The following is a 4,616-nucleotide window of genomic DNA, read 5'->3' as shown; positions in this document are numbered from 1 at the left end:
CGCCCGTCCCAAATACTCACTGATCGCAGCCTGGCTCAGCCCAAGGCTTTGCCCAATCGCACGCTGCGCCAGACCATGCTCCAGCCGCAGACGTAAAATCTCACGTATCTTCCGCATCGACAATCTCTCTCCAGGCATCTCGAACCCTTGCTCCTCGGCAAAAGATCAAGACTACCTTCAGTTGAAGACTGTCAGCAGAGACCCACCAGCACCGCGCCGATCCCAATGATCGCGATCACCGGAATCGATGATCGCAATCAAACGGAATCCATGATCGCGATCCACCGGATTGCGTGATCGCGATCAAACGGAATCAGTGATCGCGATCCACCGGAACGCGCACCCAACAACCAACCCCATCCCCAAAGACCAAAAGTTTTTTGCTTCCTTTTTACAGAAAAGACGCGCTCGGTTTCCTTCGCCCAACTTTTTCCTTTCTCACCCCCCACCCGCCATGGTTTACCCATGGTCATGATCTCGAACGCGCCCTTCATGCCCGCCGACCCGTCCGAGCGCTTCGCGATAATCTTCCGCGCCCTGCAACGCTCCGTGGCCGACAACGGCTACCGCCTCAAAATCCACGGCCCGCTCCTCGTCCTGATCTGGAACTACCTCAGCCGCCAGATCGCCCGCTTCGCCAAAATCGCGGCCAGCCCGCCACGAACCCCGCGCACGCGCGCCAAGACCGAGCGCAAAGAACCCACCGAACCCAAACCCAAACCCGCCCTAACCCTGCCGCGCGGCTTCGCCTGGCTCATCCGCCTGCTGCCCAACGGCCCCGCCGCCCCCATCGTCGCCGGTGCCAACGCCCGCCTCGAACTCCAGCACTTCATGGAAGACCCCATCCTTCAGGCCTTCCTCGCCACCCATCCCAGCCTCGGCCGCATCCTCCGCCCGCTGCACACCATGCTCGGCCTGCGCTACCCACCCAGCATCAAACGCCCCAAATCGACCAAGCCCCGGCCCAAGCGCCCCCGCAAACCAAAGCGCCAGCCCAGCTTCATGGACCAATACAAAATCAACCCCGACGGCAGCATCGACTTCACACCCGAACAACTCCGCGAAATCCTCGGCCCACCCCCACCGCCCGTGCCACCCTGGCACCAGCCGTTCGTCCCCTCCTTCAACGTCAAAAAACTCTGGCGGAAGGGGCCATGATTTCGCACGTCCTATTCGTTACGATATCGTAACTAAAAGCGTAAAAAGACAAGGGAAGTTCTTCTTTTTTGTGAACAAAAAAGAAGCAAAAAAACTTTGTTAATTTGGGTTTGTGCCTTTGGAAACGTCCGCGACCGATCGCTACTCCGGTTGCCGGGGCAACGCCGGGGCGAATGTCGGGTTTGCTCGAACAACATCCCCAGCGCCTTCACCCCGTTCGGCAAGGCCGACCCAATATGGCAGCGAATTCGTGATGTTGACTCTAAAAACCTATCCCGCAATCGGGAAAATCTGGAGCGGGCGAAGGGATTCGAACCCTCGACCCCAACCTTGGCAAGGTTGTGCTCTACCCCTGAGCTACGCCCGCGTCCGGCGCTCTGATACTCAGCTCTGCCGAACTTGGCAAGCGGTCGATCATGCCGCTGGCCGATTGCAGGGTTGAAAGCTGGGCGTGGGGGCATGTTCGGCTGTCCTTCACACCATTGTTGCCCTAAATTGCCGCCATGTCCGAAACCGTTCCGCGTCAACATGCCGAATCCCGCCATCTGCGTCAGATCGTTGCGGGCGTCAGCAACGGCGTGATTCTGGTCAGCATCGACCAGCGGATCACCTGGGCAAACGAGCGCGCATTGACCATGCACGGGGTCGATTCGGTCGAGGCGCTGGGCGAGACCGTGTCGGATTATCGCCAGCGCTTCGAGCTCCGCTACCGCAACAACCATCGCCTCGCCGAAGGACAATATCCGATGGAGCGGGTGCTGAGCGGCGAGGCGTTCGCCGAGGTGGTGGTCGAGGTGGCGCCGGCCGGCAACAACGAGACCACCTGGGTGCACCGCATCCGCAGCCTCGTGCTGGTCGATGACGAGGGAGTGCCCGACCTGCTGGTCCTGATCCTCGATGACGAGACGGAGCGGTACAACGCCGAGGAACGGTTCGAGCGCACGTTCAACGCCAATCCCGCGCCGGCGATCATTCTCCGGCTCGATGATCTGCGTCACATCAAGGTCAACCGCGGTTTCCTCGAAATGACCGGCTATGCCGAGGAAGACGTGATCGGCCGCTCGGTCTACGAGGTCGATGTGCTGGAAGGGGCCGCCCGCCGCGAACTCGCGATCGAACGGCTCAAGGAGGGGCGCACGATTCCACAAATGGAAGGCATGCTCCAGCTGCCCGGCGGCGGCGAAAAATGCGTCGTCCTCGCCGGCCAGCCGATCGAGATGGGCGATGTCAGCTGCATGCTGTTCACCTTCGCCGATCTCGATGGCCGGCGCCAGGCCGAGGATGCCCTGCGCCAGAGCGAGGAGCGGTTCGAAACCGCCTTCCGCCTCGCACCGGTGCCGCTCGCCATCGTTCTCCGCGACACCTGGCGGTTCCTGCTGATCAACGAGGCGTTTACCCGCGAAACCCGGTTCGATGCGGAAGACGCGATCGGCCGGGACGCGGCCGAACTGCCGTTGTGGGACAGCGCCGACGAAGCCGCCGAACTGCACCGCCGCCTGCGCCGCGAGCACAGCGTGCTCAATGTGGATATGCGCCTGCGGACCAAAACCGGCACCGTGATCGATTGCGTGGTCTCGGCCGCGGCGGTCGACATCCGCGATCAGGCCTGCATCCTGGTTGCCGCGCAGAACGTCTCCGATCGCAACCGCACCGGCGTCGAAGTGGCGCAGGCGATCGAGGCGGCGATGAAGGAGGCGGATTTCACCAAGGCGGTGGTCGAACAACTGGTCCGCCAGCGGCGCGCCACCGCCCCGGTTGCCAGCGGCGGCCTGACCGACCTGCCGCCCCGCGCGCGCGATGTGCTGGGCCTGGTGTGCGATGGGTTGAACGACGCCGCGATCGGCGAAACACTGGGTGTTTCACGCAATACGGTGCGCAACCACGTCGCCTCACTCTATCGCAAGACCGGCGTTTCAAACCGCGCCAGCCTGGTGATCTGGGCGCGCGAACGCGGCATCACCGGCGCGGGCTAGTCTGGCTGCACTAGTCGGGTTGATGCGGCACGACTAGGATCGATTTCGAAATTACGTGCATTTTTCAGCGAACTTGCCAATATCCGTTCTGTTCAATCCCGCCGCCCGCTTCCGGGTGGCGCAGCAACAGGAGGTCGATATGGATAAGGATCGCATTGAGGGCATCGCCAAGCAGGTCAAGGGCTCCGTCAAGGAAGCCGTGGGCAAAGTGACCGGCGATACCAAGACCCAGGCCGAAGGTGCTGCCGAAAAGGCCGCCGGCAAGGCGCAAAGCACCGTCGGCGGCGCGAAAGACGCCATCCGCGATACGTTCAAGAAGTAAGTTTCGCGCCCGCCAATCCGCGACCTGCCCGGCCATGTGCCGGGCAGGGACGCAATATCTGGAAATTCAGTCATGCAAACCTATCCCTCGGCCGACCCGTCCGCCGTCGTCAGCGCACCCGCGGTCGTGCGTGCGTCTGGCGTGGTTGAAGGCGCGCCATCGCTTACCGCGCGAATCTCGTGGGGCGCTATCTTTGCCGGCGCGGTCATCGCACTCGCCATCGGCCTCATGCTCAACACGCTGGGTGCCGCGGTCGGCGCCATGCTTGCCGATACCAGCATGCGCAATGGGCCCGACGTATCGAGCTTCGGCATCGGTGCCGCAGCCTGGCTGCTGATCAGCAATCTGATTGCCCTTGCGATTGGCGGCTACACCGCCGCTCGCCTGTCCGGCACGGCGGATGGCACCGATGGTACGTTGCACGGCCTTGCCGTCTGGGCTGCCACCTTGCTGGTTTCGGCCATACTGCTCGGCAATCTGATCGCCGGCGTCGCGACGACCGCGATCAGCGGCGCTTCGAACCTGCTCGGCGGCCTCGCCCACGGCGTCGGCTCGGTCGCCTCCACCGTCGGCAACCAAGTGGCCGCCCATACGTCAGGCAACAGCCTTCCCTCTGGAGCACAATCCTTGATCAACCAAATGCAGGGCGCCCTCGCAAGCCCGAACAAACCCAGCGACATGTCATCCGCCCAGCGCCGCACCGAGATCACCAGACTGATCCGCAAACGCATCGTCGATGGTAAATTGTCGCAGCCTGATCGCACACGGCTCGACGACCTCGTTTCAGCTGAACTCGGCGTCAATCGCGATCAGGCGAAGCAGAAAAGTACCCATCCGGTGAGGCTTTCGATTACCCACAAATATTTGCCATGGTGACCGCTCCGAGGGTGATATCGGTGAGGCGCGTCATTCCGCGCCACATGACGGTATTGCCGGGTGGCGGATCACTCGCGCGGGCGAGATAGCCTCCGAGGCGTGCGATTTTGACGAGATAATGGGATAGTGTTTTCTGGCTGCATGGCTCTCGATCTTTCACGATGTGATCGAGCAAGCTGATTTCCAATTTGGTCAGGGCGCACCGTGGTGGTTCGGCTGGGGCAGTGCGATTGGCCATGGTAAGCCAGAAAATCCGCCAACTGATCAGGCAGAAGATTGCGATCAAA

The 4,616-nt window shown here is 62.0% G+C and carries 5 protein-coding genes, 1 tRNA gene and 1 pseudogene; 4 read left to right on the top strand and 3 right to left on the bottom strand.

The annotated features are described in order from the left end of the window. Window positions 1–257: 257 nt before the first annotated feature. A complete protein-coding gene (locus tag BW994_RS19485; RefSeq protein ID WP_139334231.1) occupies window positions 258–494 on the bottom strand; it encodes a hypothetical protein in 237 nt (78 codons plus the stop codon). Here BW994_RS19485 and BW994_RS18580 point away from each other — a divergent pair. Further along, window positions 493–1,158, top strand: a complete 666-nt coding sequence (locus BW994_RS18580) for a hypothetical protein (protein ID WP_139334230.1) — start codon at window positions 493–495, stop codon at window positions 1,156–1,158. The two genes, BW994_RS19485 and BW994_RS18580, sit on opposite strands and share 2 nt — an antisense overlap. A 292-nt stretch (window positions 1,159–1,450) precedes the next feature. Here BW994_RS18580 and BW994_RS18575 read toward each other — a convergent pair. After that, window positions 1,451–1,525, bottom strand: a tRNA-Gly gene (locus BW994_RS18575). 136 nt (window positions 1,526–1,661) lie between these two features. Here BW994_RS18575 and BW994_RS18570 point away from each other — a divergent pair. The 3 genes from BW994_RS18570 (at window position 1,662) to BW994_RS18560 (ending at window position 4,329) form a co-directional block, all read left to right on the top strand. Further along, entirely contained in the window at window positions 1,662–3,131 is a 1,470-nt protein-coding gene (locus BW994_RS18570; RefSeq protein ID WP_029314328.1) for a PAS domain S-box protein, read from the top strand. A 55-nt stretch (window positions 3,132–3,186) separates the two neighbouring features. Then, on the top strand, window positions 3,187–3,453 hold the full coding sequence (locus tag BW994_RS18565; protein WP_342743262.1) for a CsbD family protein: 267 nt from the start codon (window positions 3,187–3,189) through the stop codon (window positions 3,451–3,453). Window positions 3,454–3,525: 72 nt separating this feature from the next. Then, window positions 3,526–4,329 carry a hypothetical protein gene (locus tag BW994_RS18560; RefSeq protein ID WP_051657670.1) on the top strand — a complete coding sequence of 268 codons (804 nt, stop codon included), beginning with the start codon at window positions 3,526–3,528 and terminating at the stop codon, window positions 4,327–4,329. Here BW994_RS18560 and BW994_RS18555 read toward each other — a convergent pair. Then, window positions 4,304–4,616 (bottom strand): annotated as a pseudogene (locus tag BW994_RS18555) (hypothetical protein); the annotation flags it as partial. The gene BW994_RS18560 and the pseudogene BW994_RS18555 sit on opposite strands and share 26 nt — an antisense overlap.

The sequence above is a fragment of the Acidiphilium rubrum genome (assembly GCF_900156265.1).
GTDB lineage: Bacteria > Pseudomonadota > Alphaproteobacteria > Acetobacterales > Acetobacteraceae > Acidiphilium > Acidiphilium rubrum.
Note: the sequence above shows the minus strand (reverse complement) of the source record. Positions and strands in the feature narration are given on the sequence as shown.